This window comes from Paenibacillus sp. CECT 9249, assembly GCF_918697855.1.
In the GTDB taxonomy this organism is placed as follows: domain Bacteria; phylum Bacillota; class Bacilli; order Paenibacillales; family Paenibacillaceae; genus MSJ-34.
The window spans coordinates 19,712-38,837 of sequence record NZ_CAKKLI010000036.1; the positions used below are offsets into that span (position 1 = coordinate 19,712).

16 protein-coding genes are annotated in these 19,126 nt (G+C 52.0%); 14 read left to right on the top strand and 2 right to left on the bottom strand.

The features are described 5' to 3' along the window. The first annotated feature begins 15 nt into the window (after positions 1–15). Positions 16–873 carry a carbohydrate ABC transporter permease gene (locus LQ229_RS20060; protein ID WP_216540585.1) on the top strand — a complete coding sequence of 286 codons (858 nt, stop codon included), beginning with the start codon at positions 16–18 and terminating at the stop codon, positions 871–873. 450 nt (positions 874–1,323) lie between these two features. Here the strand turns inward: LQ229_RS20060 and LQ229_RS20065 are convergent, their stop codons facing one another. Next, a complete protein-coding gene (locus LQ229_RS20065) occupies positions 1,324–1,632 on the bottom strand; it encodes a hypothetical protein (RefSeq protein ID WP_230192685.1) in 309 nt (102 codons plus the stop codon). A gap of 102 nt (positions 1,633–1,734) precedes the next feature. On the opposite strand from LQ229_RS20065, the gene LQ229_RS20070 reads away from it, so the two are divergent. Both LQ229_RS20070 and LQ229_RS20075 read left to right on the top strand, forming a co-directional pair. Continuing rightward, positions 1,735–2,451, top strand: coding sequence for a SurA N-terminal domain-containing protein (locus LQ229_RS20070; protein WP_230192686.1), 717 nt, complete (start codon positions 1,735–1,737; stop codon positions 2,449–2,451). A gap of 126 nt (positions 2,452–2,577) precedes the next feature. Then, positions 2,578–4,389: a LamG-like jellyroll fold domain-containing protein gene (locus LQ229_RS20075; RefSeq protein WP_216540583.1), complete on the top strand. Its 1,812-nt coding sequence runs from the start codon at positions 2,578–2,580 to the stop codon at positions 4,387–4,389. Between the two features lie 48 nt (positions 4,390–4,437). Here the strand turns inward: LQ229_RS20075 and LQ229_RS20080 are convergent, their stop codons facing one another. After that, complete coding sequence (locus tag LQ229_RS20080; protein ID WP_216540582.1) at positions 4,438–6,219, bottom strand: hybrid sensor histidine kinase/response regulator transcription factor; 1,782 nt, start codon at positions 6,217–6,219, stop codon at positions 4,438–4,440. A 153-nt stretch (positions 6,220–6,372) separates the two neighbouring features. Here LQ229_RS20080 and LQ229_RS20085 point away from each other — a divergent pair, with 153 nt between their 5' ends. From LQ229_RS20085 to nadC, 11 genes are all read left to right on the top strand, one after another. Further along, on the top strand, positions 6,373–6,951 hold the full coding sequence (locus tag LQ229_RS20085; protein WP_216540581.1) for a sensor domain-containing protein: 579 nt from the start codon (positions 6,373–6,375) through the stop codon (positions 6,949–6,951). A gap of 126 nt (positions 6,952–7,077) precedes the next feature. Then, the gene (locus LQ229_RS20090) at positions 7,078–7,503 is read left to right on the top strand and encodes a DUF3450 domain-containing protein (RefSeq protein ID WP_230192687.1); all 426 of its coding nucleotides are present in this window, start codon (positions 7,078–7,080) and stop codon (positions 7,501–7,503) included. 159 nt (positions 7,504–7,662) lie between these two features. After that, complete coding sequence (locus tag LQ229_RS20095; RefSeq protein ID WP_216540602.1) at positions 7,663–8,328, top strand: tetratricopeptide repeat protein; 666 nt, start codon at positions 7,663–7,665, stop codon at positions 8,326–8,328. Between the two features lie 81 nt (positions 8,329–8,409). Continuing rightward, on the top strand, positions 8,410–9,261 hold the full coding sequence (locus LQ229_RS20100; protein ID WP_216540578.1) for a VWA domain-containing protein: 852 nt from the start codon (positions 8,410–8,412) through the stop codon (positions 9,259–9,261). Then, the gene (locus tag LQ229_RS20105; RefSeq protein ID WP_230192688.1) at positions 9,218–10,210 is read left to right on the top strand and encodes a serine/threonine protein kinase; all 993 of its coding nucleotides are present in this window, start codon (positions 9,218–9,220) and stop codon (positions 10,208–10,210) included. Before LQ229_RS20100 ends, LQ229_RS20105 begins: the two co-directional genes overlap by 44 nt. Before the next feature lie 26 nt (positions 10,211–10,236). Continuing rightward, the gene (gene tilS / locus LQ229_RS20110) at positions 10,237–11,715 is read left to right on the top strand and encodes a tRNA lysidine(34) synthetase TilS (RefSeq protein WP_216540576.1); all 1,479 of its coding nucleotides are present in this window, start codon (positions 10,237–10,239) and stop codon (positions 11,713–11,715) included. A gap of 52 nt (positions 11,716–11,767) precedes the next feature. After that, positions 11,768–12,307: a hypoxanthine phosphoribosyltransferase gene (gene hpt / locus LQ229_RS20115; RefSeq protein WP_216540575.1), complete on the top strand. Its 540-nt coding sequence runs from the start codon at positions 11,768–11,770 to the stop codon at positions 12,305–12,307. A gap of 91 nt (positions 12,308–12,398) precedes the next feature. Continuing rightward, positions 12,399–14,564, top strand: coding sequence for an ATP-dependent zinc metalloprotease FtsH (gene ftsH, locus LQ229_RS20120; protein WP_230192689.1), 2,166 nt, complete (start codon positions 12,399–12,401; stop codon positions 14,562–14,564). A gap of 1,109 nt (positions 14,565–15,673) precedes the next feature. Next, positions 15,674–16,612 carry a quinolinate synthase NadA gene (nadA, locus tag LQ229_RS20125; protein WP_216540573.1) on the top strand — a complete coding sequence of 313 codons (939 nt, stop codon included), beginning with the start codon at positions 15,674–15,676 and terminating at the stop codon, positions 16,610–16,612. A 37-nt stretch (positions 16,613–16,649) separates the two neighbouring features. Continuing rightward, positions 16,650–18,275, top strand: coding sequence for an L-aspartate oxidase (gene nadB / locus LQ229_RS20130; RefSeq protein WP_230192690.1), 1,626 nt, complete (start codon positions 16,650–16,652; stop codon positions 18,273–18,275). Beyond that, entirely contained in the window at positions 18,259–19,122 is an 864-nt protein-coding gene (nadC, locus tag LQ229_RS20135; protein ID WP_230192694.1) for a carboxylating nicotinate-nucleotide diphosphorylase, read from the top strand. Before nadB ends, nadC begins: the two co-directional genes overlap by 17 nt. The last annotated feature ends 4 nt before the right edge of the window (positions 19,123–19,126 follow it).

Here is a 19,126-nt window from a genome sequence, read left to right on the forward strand (position 1 = left end):
AGCGGAGGTGAACCGATGAGTACAGCGAGCGCAGCAAGCAAACCGGCCAAAGCCCGCGGGAAGAGCCGGGCGTTTCAATGGGCGGTTGGAATGATATTAACGTTGGGCGGCATTATGTTCCTGCTTCCGTTTATTTGGATGATTCTATCTTCGGTGAAGCATGAGAGCGAAGTGCTGCAAATCCCGCCGACTTTGTGGCCGCATGAGTTTACAATGGAGAATTTTCGAAATTTATTTACGAATATGAATTTTGGCGTTTATTTGAAAAATACGATTCTCATCGTCTTGTTCCAGTTTGTCGGCATGTTCTTGAACGCGATGGCGGGCTTCGGATTTGCCAAATATAAATTCAGAGGAAGAGAAAGCTTATTCCTTGCGGTGCTTGCCACGATGATGATTCCCGGCCAAGTGACGATGATCCCGATCTATCTTATCTTGAACAAGATGGAATTGACGAACACGCTGATCGGTATCGTGCTGCCCGGACTTGTGGGGGCGTTCAACATTTTCTTGTTCCGCCAGTTTATGTCGACCATTCCCGACGAAGTGCTGGAAGCGACGCGGATGGACGGCGCCAGCGAATTCAGAACGTTTCTGCAAATTGCGCTGCCGATGTCCAAGCCGATTCTCGCCGTGCAGGCGATCTTGACGTTTATCGCGGGGTGGAACAGCTTCCTCTGGCCGTTAATTATCGCGAACGACGAGAAGCTGTATACATTGTCCGTCGGCCTTGCTCTGTTGAAAGGGCAATACGGCGGAAATTACGCGCTCCAGATGGCCGGCTCGACCTTGATGGTGCTGCCGATCATTATCATATTTATCAAATTCCAAAAAAATATTATCGAAAACTACACCACTTCCGGTTTGAAATAGGATGGTATAACGACAGGCAGAAGCCCGATCGATGTCCGCATCGTTTGGGCTTTTTCTTTTGCTCGAACATCCTGTTAAAGGGGCTCGTTTCGCCCGAAGCGACTCAATAAACGAGACTGTCGATAAATTGCGGCCGCTCGAATTCGACGTTCCCAATTTCAAACGGAACTAGAAGACCTTATTAGGGAAAAAAGCAGCCTTTTCGGATTCTAACGGATGTGAGCGCTCTTATTCGTTGTTTACCTAGCGAGAAATGAACGAATGACTGCAAATAAGGTTTCTTAGTTCCGTTACATTTTGAAACGTCTCGATTTTGCTCAAATAACGTCTCCTACATCCGTTAGCCGTGAAATCGTTGCTGAGCGTTCATCGACATTTTTCGCAAATGCAAAAACCCATTAATTTCGGAGCAAAAACCGTTTTTTGCCTATAGCAACTGCGAAAATCCAGTTAATCGGGCTCGTTTTGCCGATTTTGCGGTTGTGGGGGCAGTAGCAACTGGATCATTGCAGCTATTTCGTTCAAAATCGCCGAAAGTGGCTTATGTAAATGGATTTTTGCAGTTACCTTAGGCGGGATCGCCTGTTTTAGCAAAACCGCAAACGAAATACTCACCTTCCCATAAACAATGATGAGCTTGAAACGGCGCTCCCGGCGGAACATATGGATACATTTGTAAAAATTTGATGCTATAATGGATAGAGTAGCGCGTGACGCATGGCAAGGGGTCATGAAGTTGGCCAATTTGTTAATTATCATTTTAGCGCTTGGATTTTTCTTCGTTATCGCTTACCTTCGTGCGATTGGATCGCACTGAAAGAAATACAATTCGACTCAGAAGGATCGGGGAGGACGGAAAATATGAATAAAAAAATGATAGCCGTCACAGCGGCGGGCATCGTTGCTCTCATCGCGGCGGTAGGATCGTCGATATACGCGTCTCAATCTGTAAAACCGCCATTGACGGAGCGGGACAAGCGGATCATCGGGCAGACGTTTGACGAAATCCAGTCCTATGCTGCGCAGCAAGGGACATCGCCATCGGAGAGGGCTCCGCTCGTGAATAGCGAACATTTTCAAATTTCCGCGGAACGGTTCTTTTTTTACAAGAAAAATATTGAGATGGCCGCCGAACTGAACCTTGGCGAAGGCGCCAAGGCTGCAACATTCTCCGACGCCGAATTGCTCGATCTGATGATCAAAAAAGAGCTGACGGTTCAATACGCGAAAGAGGCGGGCATCACGGCGACCGACGAGGAGATCGGGCAAATGATCGACCGGGAAAAGAACATGCTGTACGATCCGTCCGTTTCCGGAGCGAATAAGGAGACGGTGCAAGAGCTGATGGCGCATCGAATCCGGATGACCGGCATGTCCGAGGACGAGTTCTGGCAAAGCGAGGATACCCGCGCCGAATACGCCAAAACGATCTATATCGGCAAGCTGATGCAACAGCTGAGCCAGGACGGGACGTTTACCGACACGTTCGGCATGGACGAATTCCAGGATCGATTGCTCGCCGATGCCCGGGATCGATATACGGTCGATTGGTCCGTGCTGGAAGCGGCCGGCAACTGACCGCTAACGGCAAACCATCGGCGCACACTTTACACAATTTTGTTTCTCTCGTAATATTCCGCTAACATACATTCCGTACAATGTCCCTATCACCAACCGATTACATCGATGGAGGGACATGACAGAATGAAGAACAAATTCAAGAAACTGCTCGCGCTGCTGTTGCCGGCGACGATGCTTGCGGGGCTGTTGTCGGGCTTCGGCGCGTCCGCAAGTCCGGCCGCTTCGCCGGGCAGCGACGACAGCTTCAAGATGGCCATCCTGCCGGATACGCAAAAGTATGCGCGTTACAAAAACGAACTTTGGCTGTCGCAAACGAACTGGATCGCGAAGAACGCGAAAAAAGAAAATATCGTTTTCACGGCACATTTGGGCGATTTGGTCGATCGGGCCGATGAGGATTACGAATGGCGCAACGCCGACGAAGCGATGAAAGTGCTCGATCGAGCCAAGCTTCCATACGGTTTTTTGGCAGGAAACCATGACGTGCTGAACTCGCGGCAATACGACAACGAACGGGATGTGGCCAAGGAACCGTTTTTGAACTATTTTTCGACAGACCGAATGAAGAACATCCCGGGCTTTGACGGCCATTCCGAGAACGGATTTAATTCCTACTATATTTTTGAAGGGGCCGGGAAAAAATATATGGCGCTCTTCCTGGATTGGAGAGCGTCCGAAGAGACGCTGAAGTGGGCGCAAAAAGCGATCGACGAGCATCCGACGTACCCGGTCATGCTGTTCACCCATCAACTGCTGAACATTTCCAACGACAAAAAATCGGCCGTCATGACCGATCACGGGCAATTTCTATGGGACAAGCTGATCGCGAAGAACGATCAAATCTTCCTGACCGTTAACGGCCACCACCACGGCTATGCCCATACGGTCAAGAAAAACGACAAAGGCCGCGACGTCGTCATGATGGTCGTCGATTATCAAAGCGCCTTTCACGGCGGCAACGGGTTGATGCGAACGCTCGAATTCGACATGGCGAAGAACCGCATTCATATTTCTTCCTTCTCCCCATGGGTGATGGGCATGCCGGAGAAACAAAGAACCGCGTTCGATGAGGAGCGATTGGTCGACGATTTTAACGATTTTACCGTCGCGATGGATTTCGAGGAACGATTCTCCGGATTTCAACCGGTTATTTCCGTCAATAAGGAAGTGCCGAAGGTAGAAGGTACGGTCGCTTACTGGCGAATGGACAACCGTTCGGCCGCCGAAGGGCAAGCCGTTGCAGGCAAGGGAACGGCGGCGGTCCAAGATCTTTCCGGCAACGGCAACGATTTGTACCGCATTGACGAAGGCGACGCCAAGCCGGGCGATATGATCTGGTACAAAGGAAATGCGCAAAATCCGCAAAGCAAGTCGGGCATTCGTTTCTTCGGCGACAAATCGCAAGAGAAGGGCTCGTATTTGCAAACGTCCGATCAGGCGCCTCTCAATGCATTGACGTTCCCGAACGGATATACGATCGAAGCGGTCGTGAAGCTCGGGCCTGAGTTCGACGCGGATAAGCATTCCTGGATGGGCATTCTGGGCCGGTACGGCACCGGGCAAGACGCCGGCAAGAAGGACGGCGACGCCGACGCGCCGCTAGCGACGTTGGCCGTGTCGAACTTGCGGGAAATTCAATGGGCGTCCTTCCCGCTCAATTACGGAAGCGAGCAGACGAGTTGGTCGTGGGAAATGGACGACAGCTGGCGCCATATTGCGCTGGTCAACGACGGGCAATCGACGATGATGTATATCGACGGCGTGGAAGTGCTGCGCAATCCCGACACGAAGCCGCGCGGCATCGCCTCGACCGGCAAACCGTGGATTGTCGGCGCGAGCCAATACGCCAACGAACTGGACGGCGTGTTTAACGGATGGATCAGCGAAGTTCGCATCGTCGATCATGCGCTGGACAAGAAAGATTTCTTGCAATAGATAGAGGTGCGCGCAAGCGCCGGGACAATTCCTGGCGCTTGAAGTTTTTTATATGATCCCTTCTTCCACACATTTCCGAATCGCTTGTTCGCGATTATTGACCTGAAGCTTCGCGTACATTTCGGAAGCATAGTTTCTTACCGTCCCTTCGGACAAATAAAGCCTGGCGGCAATCGACTTATAACGCATTCCTTTCGACAAGTAGGTGATGATCTCAATCTCCCTCGGCGTGAGTCCGTAACGATTTCCATTCGGAACATTTCGGTTTTGCAACTCTTCGAACACTTGATTGGCAATTTCATGGGAGATAATCGTATCTCCGCGGTGAATGAAGGACAGCGTCTCAATCAGTTCATTCGTTTGAATGGATTTGAGCAAATACCCGTTCGCTCCGTGTTGAAGCGCCGAAACGGCTTGGTTGACGTCCTCGGACGAAGAAAGGATGACGACTTTGATGCTTTTGGCGATTTCTTTCATGGCCGCCATGGCTTCCATTCCGTTGATGGCCGGCGTGTTTACATCCATCAGTACGATATCGGGATGCGTGCTGGCACACATAGCAATACCCTCTTCCCCCGAGGCAGCCATCCCTACAATTTGCAAATGATCATGTCTTTCCAGTGTTGTCTTCAAACTATCCAAAATGACGCCTTGTTCGCCGACCAGTACGACCTTCATGGTCTGTTGGTTATTTTCCAACGTTCTTGGCACGTTGCAGAGAATGACCGTTCCTTCGGTGCCTTCCGTATAAATGGACAATTTCCCCTGTACGGCTTCCACTCTCTGCTTCAGGGCGGATAGACCGAAGCCGAGCTCATCGCGGCCCGTTTCCCCGTTATCCTCGACTTGCAAACGCAACTCCGAGCGATCGAAGTAAAGGTAGACCTTGATCTCGCTGGCATGTCCGTTCCTGACGGCGCCCGTTAAAGCTTCTTGCATGCAGCGGATGATCGTTAATTTTGCCTCCTTTGCCACGTGGTACTCGTTTCCGAAAAAGCGAAATTTTACGGACGCATTCGTGCTTTTCACGAAATCGCGAATGACATTTTTGGCATATTGAACTAGGGTTAGATCGATTTCGGACGCTTCCTGCTCATGTACGAGCCTTTTCATCTCTTGCAAGCCGGCATGAGCCGATTCCATGACGGACTTTAGCTTGTCTTTCGCCGATTCATCGGCCAACGACGACCCGATGGACTCTAACGCTCTTATGATCGCGATCAAAGAATTCCCGACCGCATGATGCAGTTCTTGGGACAAGCGGTGTCGTTCCTCCAGTGCGGTTAGCTGCTCCACTTGATATACATACTGCTCAAGAGCGTTGTTCTGTTCGCGGATCATCAAGCCTTGCTTATGATTGGTTACGAGCAATTGAAAAGCGTAACCGAGCGCATACGCTACGCCATGATGAAACATTAATTTCATAACGATGAATCCCAAAGTCTGGTCGGTCACCAATCCGATCAAAAGAGGAATGACGACGATCGTGAAAGGGCAAGTCCAGATGTAAGATTTCTTGATGCTATAAAAACCGATCACAAAGGCGATGGGCAGAAATTGCCATTGAGCCTCGTGAAGCAAGAAAGCTAAAAAAATCGAATAGCCTCCCGCAATGAAGATTTCGGCGAACATGTAATATGGCTTGAAAAACTGCTGGAACAGAAACGGAACGGAAAAAACGATTAAAGGCATGCCGATCATCATCCAAAGCGGAAACGATAAATCATGGTGGAAATGCCACACGCCGATAAGAACAGAAATGAACCAAATGGAGCGAATCACAAAGACCATCCAGTCAAACCAATACCATTTTTTTATAATGTCATACATATTACAACCTCGCCTTAAGCTCTATATCGTCCACGTCATTTTATCACATGCCATAGTTGAATTCAGTCATGAAAAAGAAGTGACAAATTGAAACTATCCGTCATGACACTAAATCAAGATAATAAACTCAAAAAAGAAAGGCGGTTTTGCTGAATGAATCGAATCATCTTATCCAACATTAGAAATTTTTCGTACATGCTTCTTTGGTTTTTGATCGGCTTTTTATATTTTGCTTTCTACTTAATAAGCATTATATTTTCCGTGGCGGTAAGCTTTACCGTTGTCGGCGTGCCAATGCTGGCCGGAGTTTTCCGGACCATCCCCGCTTTATTGAATATCGACCGCAATGCGGCGATCAAATATGCAGGGATCGATATGCCGATTGTGCGCTGGAATCCGCAGCTGAAAGTGACGAGGGAAATATCGGACAAGAGCAATTGGTTTACGGTAGCACTCATGATGTTTCCCCGGTTCATTCTCGGCTTTGTCAGCTTTATAGGCGTTTTTGTATGCTACTTGATTCCAATCATTATGATTTTTTCTCCGTTCTTGTACCAATCATTTGACATGTCGATCATGGCGATTCCGATTGATACGTTATGGCGCGCTATTCTAGCCAGTATAGCCGGGATCGTTTTGCTGGCGGTGCTTTCCCGGTTGGCGGGATTCATTGTAAGCTGCATCGGGGGATTTACAAAAATCATGATAAAAACCGTCCGCAGCTGGCGTTAATCCGATCTGTTCGGGAATCCGGCAGACAGGCCTGGCCGCATCCGCACAACATTCGCATACCTTCCTTACAGCCGGGGATAATACAGGAATAGAGGCATAATCATCCATGAAAGGCAGGAATGCAGGATGCAACAATCATTGGAAAGGCTTGAAGGATTGGCCCGGGGCTGCATGAAAATCGTGAATCATATGCATGACGGCAATGGCGGTGCGAGCAACCCGGAACTGGCGCGGTTGAAACAGGCCGTGGACGAAGTCGACAAGCAGTTGTCCGGCTTAAGGGCGGGCAACGGGGAGCTCGACAGCCAATCGATCGCTTCATTAAAGGAGCAAATCGATCAGATCGAACGAATCGCCGAGCCGCTGAATCGGCAGATGGAGAATTCCTACCGGCAGGAGGTCGGCTCGGATACGCAAGCGTACCAATCGCTGCCGATCGACGAACAGCGGGAATATGAGGAAGCGTACCACGGAAAGATCGACACGATGAGCATGGACAAATTGAAAGATAACTTATCGGAAATGCGATCCGTCCTGAACGGCGCATCATAAAGCGCGAAAGCCAATATTCCTTGACGGGGTGTTGGCTTTCGCGTTCTCATGTTCCATGCCGGAACGCCCCGCCAATGGCATATGCAGTGGAATTGTTTTATATGGTAAAATATTATAGTGTAAAAGGGTGATGATCGAGAAAAGGGGCGGTTCGCGTTGCTGAGCAAGTTTTTTATTTTTTCCATTTTATTATATATAACGAGAAACCCGCTGCTTGCGATTTTGCTGTTGCTGGTCATTTTATATTTCTTGGACCGGAGATATGTCGGGCTGTCGCCCAGTCTTATGAAACCGTTCAAATTGGCAAACCGCATTTCCAAGCTGAGGACCGAATTGCGCAATAACCCCCATCATGCTTCGTCCAAGTTCGAACTGGCTCGTTGCTTGATCGAACGCAAAAATTACCGCGAAGCGCTCGAATGGATGAAGCAGCTCGAGGGGCCGATGGAGGATTCGGCCGATTTGCACGCCGAAATGGGACTATGTTATTTAAAACTGGGCGATTTGGAGCAGGGAGAGCGTTATATGGAGAAGGCACTGACGCTCAATCCGCGCGTTCGTTACGGCGAGCCTTACTTAAGGTTGGGAGAAGCCTATGCGCCGGCAGACCCGGAGAAAGCGATCCGTATGCTGGAATCGTTCCGCCAAATGCAGTCTTCCTCCTGTGAGGCGTATTACCGGCTCGGCTTGCTTTACGCCGGCATGGGGCGGCAAGAAGAAGCGAAGGCGGCGTTCCGCGAGACGCTGGAAATCTATCGCTCCCTGCCTAAATATAACAAGCGGAAAGAGCGCCGCTGGGCGCTGCTCGCGCGTTTCAAAGCCTAGTTATGCGGATTAAATCTCTCAATTTAGGGCATGCTGTTACTAGATAACAGAGACTGGCCAGAATAGGGAGGTTTTTTTGCGATGAAACAAATTATGTTAATTACGGACGGCTGTTCGAATGTCGGGGTAAGCCCGGTCGTGGCGGCGGCGCATGCGCGGGAGGAAGGCATTACGGTAAACGTTGTCGGCGTCGTCGATCACGGAACGATCGGCGAGCTCGGGGCGGCGGAAATCGAGCAAATCGCGCGCGCGGGCGGAGGGATGAGCCGAATTGTGCAACCGCATCAGCTTTCGCAAACGATCCAAATGATGACGCGCAAAACGGTTGTCCAGACGATCCAGCACGCGGTGAACCGCGAATTGCAGCAGATTTTGGGCTCCCGCGGTTCGGACGGCGAGCGCGGCGTAAGCGGTTCGGCGGCAAGCGGGACCGTTGAGAAGGCGGCGGAGAACCCGTATGCGAAGGAATCGGGGGCTTATCCGGGCGGCGCTGCGAGCGTGGAAGAATTGCCGCCGGAGCAGCGCGCGCAGGTCGTGCGGGTCATGGACGAATTGAGCGAAACGACTCCCTTGAAGGTGGCCCTGATCATCGATGCAAGCGCAAGCATGAAGCCGAAGCTGGCGGCGGTCGAGGAAGCGATCCGCGACTTGATGCTCAGTTTGCAGGCTCGCGAAGGCCGCAGCGAAATGGCGGTATTTCATTTTCCCGGCCCGCGTTCGTCGGACGAGACGGTGCTTGATTTGGACTGGACGAGCGATTTGTCCGGCGTCCGCTCTATTTTTCACCGTATTCAGATGAAGGGAGCGACGCCGACCGGTCCGGCCATATTCAAAGTGATTGATTTCTATCAATATGATAAACTAAATGGAAATCGCCATGGAACTTCGAATGGAACGGAAACGGATGGGATATTCGGTGACTACGTCGTCTAAAGCCGTCTTGCCGCCTGGCTCGTTAATTACGGGCAAGTGGAAGAAGGGAAGGTACCGGGTGGAGCGGCTGCTCGGGCAGGGGGCCAACGGTATCGTCTACTTGGTGCGCCGCGAGTGGGGGCGGGAACGGTATGCTCTAAAGATCGGATACGATGCCGTCGATCTTCAATCGGAGATCAACGTGCTTCAGTCGCTCCTTACGAAGCGGCAACAGGGAGGCCGCGGGCTGCGCTCTCCGGAGTTTGCGCATCCCTTCCTGGTGGAAGTGGACGATTTTCCGGCACAGGGCCGCGACATCCCGTTCTACGTGATGCGGTACGTGCAAGGAAGCACGCTGCAGCAGTTTATCGCCAAAAACGGGCCGGAATGGTTCGGGTTGATCGGCTATCGCTTGCTTGGCAAATTGGCCGCGCTGCATGAGATGGGATTTGCGTTCGGGGATTTGAAGGCGGAGAATATTCTCGTCTCCGATTACGGGCGCGTAGAACTTGTCGATTACGGCGGGGTGAGCGCGATCGGGCGCAGCGTCAAGCAGTTCACGGAATCGTACGACCGCGGGTTCTGGAACGCGGGCACGCGTACGGCCGATCCGGGATACGACTTATTCTCTTACACGGCGCTTTGGCTGCATGTGCTGGACCAAGCGAGATTGCGGCGGATGATGGCGGAGCAGCTCCCGATTACGAGGCAAGCTTCGGATTTAATGCAGCTGATTCGTACGAATGCGCATCTAAAGCCGTTCGAGCGATGGTTCGGGAAGGCGGCGTCCGGGCAATTCGCCACCTCGCGCGAAGCGTGCGCCGCGTGGAAAGAAACGATGCTGGCGCTGGGCGGGCAATCCGGCGATTTGCAACGGAATCGGGCAAAGACCCCTTATTGGTTGACAGGCGCGCTGATCGCGGCCGTGCTGTTGCTTTGCTCGACGATTTATTGGGTGCTGCAAAGTTAGTTGGCTGCAGAGGAAGGATTCATGCTATGTACGATTCGAAAGGGTACCATATTTTGCAACAAGTTCAGCGCACGGCTGCCGAGCATCGCCTATGGAGCCGAGGAGATACGATTGTCGTCGCCGTTTCCGGAGGGCCGGATTCGGTGGCGCTTTTGCATGTTCTTTACGATTTGTCGAACGCGGAAGGCATGCGGTTCCGGCTCGTCGTCGCGCATGTGAACCATCAGTTTCGCGGGGAGGAGTCGGACGCGGAAGCGCGCACGGTGGAGCAATTGGCGCTGCGCCTCGGTCTTCCCTGCGAAATGGCGCGCATCGATGTGCCCGCATATATTGAGGAAAGCGGCATGAACGCGCAGGCGGCCGCGCGCGAGAAGCGTTACGCTTTCCTGCACGAAACGGCGGGGCGCCACGGCGCGGGCAAAATCGCTCTCGCCCATCATGCCGACGATCAGGCGGAGACGATGATGATGCGTATTTTGCGCGGGGCGGGACCGGCTGGGCTGTCCGGCATGCCGATTCGAAGAATTGAAAAAAATGTGGAACTTATTCGCCCTTTCCTGCGTATATACAAGACAGATTTGATTCGATATTGCGAGATGAACGGCATTTCATACGTAACGGACAGCAGCAACGCATCGCGCAAATATGCAAGAAACCAGATTCGAATGGATGTCCTGCCATTTTTGGGGCAATATAATCAACAGATTTCGCTCGTATTAAATCGAATGGCCGAAGTCATCGGGCCGGAAAACGAATACTTGGAACAGGAGACGCAGAAATTATTCGAGGACCAGGTCGTTCCCGCGGGAAACGGATATTCCTTCCATCGTCCCGGGTTCGCAAAGGTCCATGTCGCTTTACAACGGCGGCTGATTAAACTAATATTAAATTATCTCGCTATATCGGCGGACGGTAAGGATGAAATTGCCGAATTTTCCAAAATAGAGAATCTGCGTTTTCGTATTTTGCAACCAAGCCCTACGACTTGGAGCATCGATTTGGCGGATCGGATTCGATGCGTTCGAGAATACGACCGTATCGTATTTGTGCGCGAGGAGCGCATGAAGGACGGTCGCGGCGAGTATGATTATACGATGCCGTTATGCGGCGAAGAGTCAACGGTTTCGATCCCGGAACACGGCAGTTCGATCCATTCCCGCATTTATCGGGCAGGCCTGCAGGATCGCGATTCGTTGCCAAGACCGGCCAATCGGTACGAAGCGGTTTTCGACGCCGATCGCGTCGCATTTCCGCTAACCGTGCGCAATCGCCGTCCCGGCGACCGGATGAAGATCATCGGATTAAACGGTTCCAAAAAAGTGCAAGATATTTTCATCGATGATAAAATCGCTCCTTCGGTACGGGACTCGATGCCGATCGTTACCGATGCGAACGGCACGATTCTATGGATTCCGGGCGTTCGGCGTTCCGGGGAAGCGACGGTAGAAGCCGGAACTTCCCGTATCTTATATATGAAGCTTCAAGGGCGAAGCGCTGACCGCTAATGTAGAATGTAAGACCATTCGCTTTCATAGTATAACGTAGGAGGGGCCATCATTGCATAATGACATTCAGGAAGTGTTGTACACGGAAGAACAAATCCAACAGAAGATTAAGGAACTGGGCGAAGCACTAAGCCGCGATTATGAGGGACGCAACCCCCTTGTTATTTGCGTGCTGAAAGGTGCGTTTATTTTTATGGCCGATTTAGTCAAAAATATGACTGTACCGTTGGAACTCGACTTTATGGCGGTATCCAGCTACGGCGCATCGACGAAATCGTCCGGGGTCGTGAAGATCATTAAAGACCTGGACCTGCCTGTAGAAGGCCGCGATGTCATCATCGTCGAAGATATTATTGACAGCGGACTGACGCTTAGTTATTTAATCGATGTGTTGGAGCGAAGAAACGCCAATTCCATCCGCGTCGTCGCTCTTTTCGACAAGCCGGCGCGTCGAACGGTTGGTTTGGAGGCAGACTATAAAGGCTATGTGTTGCCGGATGCATTTGTTGTAGGCTACGGTCTGGATTATGCCGAGAAATACCGCAACCTTCCATACATCGGGATCTTGAAGCCGGAGGTCTATTCGAACTAACGATTGCAGATGATGCTTGCCTCGCCGCTCTATTGTGGTGGCAAGACATGCTATGGTAAAATAACTAAAGTGTCTTGAGAGGAGGTTGGGGATGAATCGGTTCATCCGGAATTCTGGTTTTTATTTGATACTTTTTCTAGTCGTGGTGGGCATTGTTCAATTTCTGGGAAATCGGACCGAATCCGCCGTCGAAATTCGTTACGACCAATTGCGAGTAGCGTTGGAAGACAATAACGTTACGGAATTAACCGTGCAATACGAAGGCAAAACCAACTTGGTAACGGGTAAATATAAAGCGGCGCCCGAGGGTGCCAAGACGGATAATTTCTATACCCATATTCCTGATCTGGAATCGTCTTATAACGAATTAATCGATGCCAGCAAGGCCAACGGCTTCGACCTGAAGGTCAAGCCGATGGAGGGCGACAGCATTTGGCTGACATTCCTTACATCGTTAATACCGTTCGTCATTATGTTCGTGTTGTTCTTCTTCCTGTTCAATCAAGCGCAGGGCGGCAACGGCAAAGTGATGAACTTCGGCAAGAGCAGGGCGCGCTTATATAATGAAGAGAAGAAGAAAGTCACCTTCGAAGACGTCGCGGGTGCGGACGAAGAGAAGCAAGAGCTGGTGGAAGTGGTCGACTTCTTGAAAGATCCGCGCAAATTCGCAGCCGTCGGCGCGCGTATTCCGAAAGGGGTGCTGCTTGTCGGGCCTCCGGGTACCGGTAAAACGTTGCTGGCGCGTGCGGTGGCAGGCGAAGCGGGCGTTCCGTTCTTCAGCATTTCCGGTTCGGATTTCGTGGAAATGTTCGTCGGGGTCGGTGCATCCCGCGTGCGCGACTTGTTCGAGAACGCGAAGAAAAATGCGCCATGTATTATTTTCATTGACGAGATCGACGCGGTCGGCCGTCAACGGGGCGCAGGTCTCGGCGGCGGACATGACGAGCGCGAGCAGACGCTCAACCAATTGCTCGTTGAGATGGACGGCTTCGGCGCGAACGAAGGCATTATTATCGTCGCGGCGACGAACCGCCCGGACATTTTGGACCCGGCGTTGCTTCGTCCGGGACGTTTCGACCGGCAAATTACGGTTGACCGTCCGGATGTGAAAGGGCGCGAAGCGGTATTGAAGGTGCATGCGCGCAACAAACCGCTGACCAAAGACGTGAAGCTGGATATTATCGCCAAACGGACGACCGGATTTACCGGCGCCGATTTGGAAAACTTATTGAACGAAGCGGCGCTGCTTGCGGCCCGCAAAAACCGGAAGGACATCTCGATGCTCGAGGTGGACGAAGCGATCGACCGCGTTATCGTCGGTACGGAGAAGCGCAGCCGCGTTATTAGCGACCGGGAGAAGCGCATCGTCGCTTATCACGAAGCGGGACATACCATCATCGGCTACTTCCTGGAGCATGCCGATCAGGTGCATAAGGTGACGATCATCCCGCGCGGACGCGCCGGCGGATATGTCATTATGATGCCGAAGGAAGACCGGATGCTTGTCACGAAGCAGGAATTGCTCGATAAAGTGACCGGGTTGCTCGGCGGCCGCGTGGCCGAGGAGATTTTCATCGGCGAAATCGGTACGGGCGCTTACAGCGACTTCAAACAAGCGACCGGCATCGTACGCAGCATGATCGTGGAATACGGAATGAGCGAGAAGCTCGGTCCGATGCAGTTCGGCACATCGCAAGGCCAAGTGTTCTTGGGCCGCGATATCGGACATGAGCAGAACTACAGCGACTCGATCGCTTACGAAATCGATCAGGAAATGCAGCGTTTCATTAACGAATGTTATACGCGCGCGCATGAGCTGTTGAATAAATACTCGAAAGAAGTCCATTTGATCGCGAATACGTTGCTTGAGAAAGAAACGTTGGAGCTTGAGCAAATCAAGCAATTGATCGAAAATGGAAGCATTTCGGAAGACGGCGGCAGCGATGCGGGGCCGACTTCGATCGAATCCGGCTCGACGGTAGAGTCGATCGGCGATGTGAAGGTCAACATCCATAGACAATCCGATCAGAACGGCGCGAACAAGCTCGACTTCAAAGAGAAGGACGAGAGCGGCGCACCGGAAGATCCGTCGGTTCAACGTCCGAAGGACGGCGATGCCGAACGGAACGAGGAAGACGCTCCGAAAGATCCGCAGGATCCGCAAAATCCGCAGGATGGAGTTCCTCCGACCGGCGATAACGGGCCGAAGGGCGATTCCGGCAACAATGCCGGCGACGACGGCACGAATAAAGCGTAAAGAAGAGCTTCCCCGGCTTGAGCTGGGGGAGCTTTTTTGCTATTGCAAGGCACGGTGCTCGCTTCGTCGAGTGTACGCTATGCGCTCCGGTAGAAGTTTTGCTCGTTGGTCAGTTGGTGTGCGGTGCTACGAAATTCGATATGTATGGACGCCACCCCTGAACGAAATGTGATACGCATGTACCGCAATAAAGGTAAAATGTGGAGCTAAAATGGGTTGCTTCGGCTAATAAGTAAATTTAACGGTAATTACTGGTGCTAATTTCAACATTTCGGTCGTTTCATCGAATTCACGTGGAATTAGCGCCGGTTTTTCCATCTAAGGTAGCTAAAGAGGGGCATGCGGTAAATTTAACGCCAGCTTTCGGCGTTAGTTTGTTTTTGCTAGCTTCAATGCCAACTCCGCGGGGACGTCTACCATCCCTATGATGTAAAATGTACAACATGCTACCCCGTTTCATGAGGCGATTGCCACCTATGCTGCATAATATGCAACATTTTAGGTCATTTCGAGCGATGCAGGCGAATAATTCACCGAAATTGTTGTATTTTCTGCAACATAGTGACCCATTCTGCGCTATTTCCCCGCAAAATGTTGTACTCCGTACAACCTAAGGCTACTCCTACTAATATTTCGGGTAATTCCCGTGCCACCCGTCTCGCCAAGCACTAATTGAACATCCTGTGCGCCTCAGTCTCACCTTATGCTACTCCACATCCTCCCGCGCCATCACGCCGGCCTCGTACCATCTTACATCCTCCCTGTGCCCTAGGGCGTCCCGCCTGTGTCTTCTCACACGTTCGCGACACGCCCTGCATATCGCTACACCTCTTCACAAACTATCCCTCTAACTTACTTTTATACTCGTCTGTTGCCCGCTATTCCGCACTGCCTATCAAAATCTTCACAGTACTCCCCTGCCACGATCCATCCCTGCATGTCCCCCTTTCCGCCCCGTCCGAGCTGCCTAAATTTTCAGCGGTTTGTTTTCATACTTTCATTGACACTTACTTCTGCGTTGTGTAAATTAATTGATAAAGATTCGAACGATTTATAGAGTGGTGCCACATATCATAAAGAGAAAAGCTTTTGGTTAAGGGGGAGCATCAATGGAAGCTTTAGCTTTGCAGCATAAAGCCGAACAAAACCGCGAATTGCGCGAACGGCTGATGCAATTGAAAAAAGAGAGAAACGCAATCATACTGGCTCATTATTATCAACGCGACGAAATTCAAGAGGTTGCCGATTTCCGCGGCGATTCGTTCCTGCTTGCGCAGAAAGCGGCGGAGACGGACGCGGATACGATCGTATTTTGCGGGGTTCATTTTATGGGGGAGAGCGCCAAAATATTGGCTCCGAACAAAACGGTCATCATTCCCGACGAGCGCGCAGGCTGCCCGATGGCGGATATGGTCAACGTCGACGGATTGCGCAAATTGAAAGCACAGCATCCGAATGCGAAGGTCGTCACGTATATTAACTCCTCCGCGGAAATTAAAGCTGAAACCGATATATGCTGTACCTCGTCCAACGCGGTCAAAGTCATTCAATCGCTGGACGCGGAAGAAATCATATGGGTACCCGACAAAAATCTGGGCCATTACGTACAAGAGAAAACCGGCAGAGAACTTATTATTTGGGAAGGTTATTGCAATACGCACGACATGCTGACGGTGAAAGACGTCGTGGAGATGAAGAAGCAATATCCGAACGCACAATTCGTCGTGCATCCCGAATGCCGTCCCGAAGTGGTCGCTATGGGGGATTTTGTCGGAAGTACGACCGCGATCCTCGAATACTGCAAAAGCTCGGATTGCCAAGAGTTTATTATAGGAACGGAAGACGGTACCGGCTATCAATTGCGCAAAGACAGCCCGAACAAAACGTTCCACTTCGCATCCAAATTTCTCGTTTGCCCGAATATGAAAGTAAATAACCTCAAGAAGCTGGTCAAATGTTTGGAGACGATGCAGCCGCAAATTTACGTTCCGCCGCATATCGCCGATCAAGCACGGCTTTCCTTAGAGCGCATGTTACAAGTCAAGTAGCATGCGCTACTCTCTTGCCCAAGATAGGTGAATGACAATGATTCCGCCATATTTAGTCGATTTTTCACTGCAGGATGTACCGCATATTCAAACCGATGTCGTCGTGATCGGCGTCGGAATCGCCGGGCTGTTCACGTCTATCAAAGCAAGCGAACATAACCGGGTCATTATGATTACGAAAAAATCGCTCCTCGACAGCAACACCCGCTACGCGCAAGGCGGCATCGCAGCCGTCATATCCGACGAAGATTCCCCGGCTTATCATCGGGAGGATACGCTGATCGCCGGAGCCGGGCTTTGCTCGGACGAGGCGGTCGATGCGCTCGTTCACGAAGGCCCGGCAGGCGTGCAGGATTTGGTCTCCATGGGAACCTCCTTCGATACCGAGAACGGAGAATTCGCGTTGACGAAGGAGGGGGCGCACAGCCATCGCCGCATTTTGCACGCCAATGGGGACGCTACCGGCTTTGAAATCGTAAGAGCGTTATCCGACCAGGCGAGAAGCAATCCGAACATCGACATTTGGGAGGAGCATTTTGCGATCGACCTGATTACCGATGGCGGGGAATGCGTCGGCGTTCTTGTGCAGCGTCCCGACGGGCGGCGCGTGTTCGTGCAAGGGAAGGCGACTGTCCTTTGTTCGGGCGGAGCGGGCCAATTGTACCGGTATACGACGAATCCCGATGTTGCGACAGGGGACGGGATTGCGATGGCTTACCGTGCCGGGGCGACGGTACGGGATATGGAATTTATCCAATTCCATCCTACCTCGCTATGTTATCCCGGTGCGCCGCGTTTTCTCATTTCCGAAGCGGTGCGCGGAGAAGGAGCCGTATTGCGCAACATCAAAGGCGAGCGGTTTATGGACAAATACCATCATCAACTTGAGCTGGCGCCGCGGGACGTCGTGGCGCGGGCTATCGTCAGCGAGATGGAAGAAACGAAATCGACGTTCGTTTATTTGGATATTACGCATGAATCGGAAAGTCTGATCAGGCACCGGTTCCCTACGATATATGAATATTGCTTGAGGTATGGTCTCGACTTGACGTCGGATTGGATTCCGGTCGCGCCTGCCGCGCATTACACGATGGGGGGCGTTCGGACCGATCTGAACGGAGAGACGAACATACGCCGTCTGTTCGCATGCGGCGAAGTTTCGTCCACAGGCGTCCACGGCGCGAATCGGCTGGCAAGCAATTCGCTTTCGGAAGCGATCGTGTTCGGGCGGCGCATCGTCGAACGAATCAATGCGCTGCAGCCGATCGAGCGCGATCTGACCGGGATCGCATATTCCGCCGGCCGAAGCGACAGCCCGATGCAGGCGGTGATCGAGAAAAAGTTAAAATTGCAAAAAACGATGGTACGCTGCGCCGGTCTTCGCCGAAATGACGAAGGTTTGCATAAAGGGTTGGAAGAATTGAACCGGCAGTTGCCGATATACGATACATGTCTGGCGAAGAAGGAAGAATTCGAATTCGCCAATATGCTGACGTGCGCCCTATTGCTTACGCAGGCGGCCATTTGGCGGCAGGAAAGCCGCGGGGCGCACTACCGCGAGGATTTTCCGGAACGAGACGATATGGTGTGGCGCAAACATTCGCTGATCCACCGCAAACAAGGATTGACAGAGGAGCGTGTTGACATTGTGGAACGGGTATAATGAACAATTAAAAGAGCAAATTCGCGCCTGGCTGCAAGAGGATGTCGGTACGGGCGACGTAACGACGCAATATACGATCGCGGCAGACCATCAGTCGAAGGGGATTATTCACGCGAAAGAATCGGGCATTGTCGCGGGACTTCCTGTTGCCCGGCTTGTATTTGCCGTCGTAGATCCTGAGCTGCATTTTTCGGCGGACGTGCAGGAAGGCGCGCATGTCGAACGCGGCACGGTGCTTGCGGTCGTGGAAGGACGTACTCGCAGCATTTTGACGGGGGAACGGCTGGCTTTGAATTTGATGCAGCGCTTGTCCGGCATCGCGACCAAAACAAGATCGTTCGTAGACGCCGTAGCCGGTTTGAACGTCCGGCTGGCCGATACGAGAAAGACGACGCCGGGGCATCGGCAATTGGAGAAATATGCGGTCCGCGTCGGCGGAGGGGCGAATCATCGGTTCGGATTGTACGACGCCGTCATGATCAAAGACAATCACATCAAAGGCGCCGGCAGCATTGCGCAGGCCGTGAACCGGGTACGCGCGGGCGTTCCGCATACGATGAAGATCGAAGTCGAAGTGGAAAATATGGACCAGTTGCAGGAAGCGCTCGAGGCGCGCGCCGACATCATTATGCTGGACAATATGAAGCCTGAGCATATGAAGGAAGCGGTACAAGCAATTAAGGCGCGGGCGCCGCATGCGATTGTAGAGGCGTCCGGCAACGTATCGCTGGAGACGGTGCGGGACATTGCGGCAAGCGGCGTCGACGTTATCTCGGTAGGGGGACTCACCTACTCCGTCAAAGCGCTTGATATTAGCTTGGATTTGAACGCGAAGAAAGAGGGGTAACGGC

Bases quoted from the DNA above. Each gene is read 5' to 3' on its own strand.
- LQ229_RS20075 (WP_216540583.1), top strand. From the start codon at position 2,578: ATGAAGAACAAATTCAAGAAACTGCTCGCGCTGCTGTTGCCGGCGACG.
- ftsH (WP_230192689.1), top strand. From the start codon at position 12,399: ATGAATCGGTTCATCCGGAATTCTGGTTTTTATTTGATACTTTTTCTA.
- LQ229_RS20105 (WP_230192688.1), top strand. From the start codon at position 9,218: ATGGAACGGAAACGGATGGGATATTCGGTGACTACGTCGTCTAAAGCC.
- LQ229_RS20070 (WP_230192686.1), top strand. From the start codon at position 1,735: ATGAATAAAAAAATGATAGCCGTCACAGCGGCGGGCATCGTTGCTCTC.
- LQ229_RS20060 (WP_216540585.1), top strand. From the start codon at position 16: ATGAGTACAGCGAGCGCAGCAAGCAAACCGGCCAAAGCCCGCGGGAAG.
- LQ229_RS20100 (WP_216540578.1), top strand. From the start codon at position 8,410: ATGAAACAAATTATGTTAATTACGGACGGCTGTTCGAATGTCGGGGTA.
- nadB (WP_230192690.1), top strand. From the start codon at position 16,650: ATGATTCCGCCATATTTAGTCGATTTTTCACTGCAGGATGTACCGCAT.
- nadA (WP_216540573.1), top strand. From the start codon at position 15,674: ATGGAAGCTTTAGCTTTGCAGCATAAAGCCGAACAAAACCGCGAATTG.
- LQ229_RS20080 (WP_216540582.1), bottom strand. From the start codon at position 6,219: ATGTATGACATTATAAAAAAATGGTATTGGTTTGACTGGATGGTCTTT.
- LQ229_RS20065 (WP_230192685.1), bottom strand. From the start codon at position 1,632: ATGATAATTAACAAATTGGCCAACTTCATGACCCCTTGCCATGCGTCA.
- LQ229_RS20090 (WP_230192687.1), top strand. From the start codon at position 7,078: ATGCAACAATCATTGGAAAGGCTTGAAGGATTGGCCCGGGGCTGCATG.
- tilS (WP_216540576.1), top strand. From the start codon at position 10,237: ATGTACGATTCGAAAGGGTACCATATTTTGCAACAAGTTCAGCGCACG.
- LQ229_RS20085 (WP_216540581.1), top strand. From the start codon at position 6,373: ATGAATCGAATCATCTTATCCAACATTAGAAATTTTTCGTACATGCTT.